Genomic DNA, 456 nt, shown 5'->3' on the forward strand with positions numbered 1-456 from the left:
GCCTCGGGCCCGTTGACCGCCGCGATCGACACCCCGTCGACCAACCGAGCCGCCACCACCTCCTCGGCCGCCTGCACGACTACCATCGCCCCACCCACCGGCAACGCCTGCATCAACCGCGCCCGCGCCGCCACCAACACACACGCATCGTCCAGCGACAACACCCCGGACACGTGCGCCGCCGCGACCTCACCGATCGAATGCCCCGCCACGAAGTCCGGACGGATCCCCCAAGACTCCACCAACCGGAACAACGCCACCTCGACGGCAAACAACGCCGGCTGCGTGAAACCCGTATCGTCCAAACCCTCCACATCACCGAACATCACGTCCCGAAGCCCAGCCTCGAAACGCTCCAACACCGCATCCAACGCCCCCGCAAACACCGGGAACCGGCCGTACAACTCCCGACCCATCCCCACCCGCTGCGCCCCCTGCCCCGAGAACAACACCGCG

General features: G+C 68.2%; 1 protein-coding gene. It reads right to left on the reverse strand.

The genetic code is table 11. The features are described 5' to 3' along the window. A partial coding sequence (locus ADK54_RS16225) for an acyltransferase domain-containing protein (protein WP_159047780.1) occupies positions 1–456 on the reverse strand: 456 nt, incomplete at both ends.

It is taken from the genome of Streptomyces sp. WM6378 (assembly GCF_001279695.1).
Lineage (GTDB): Bacteria > Actinomycetota > Actinomycetes > Streptomycetales > Streptomycetaceae > Streptomyces.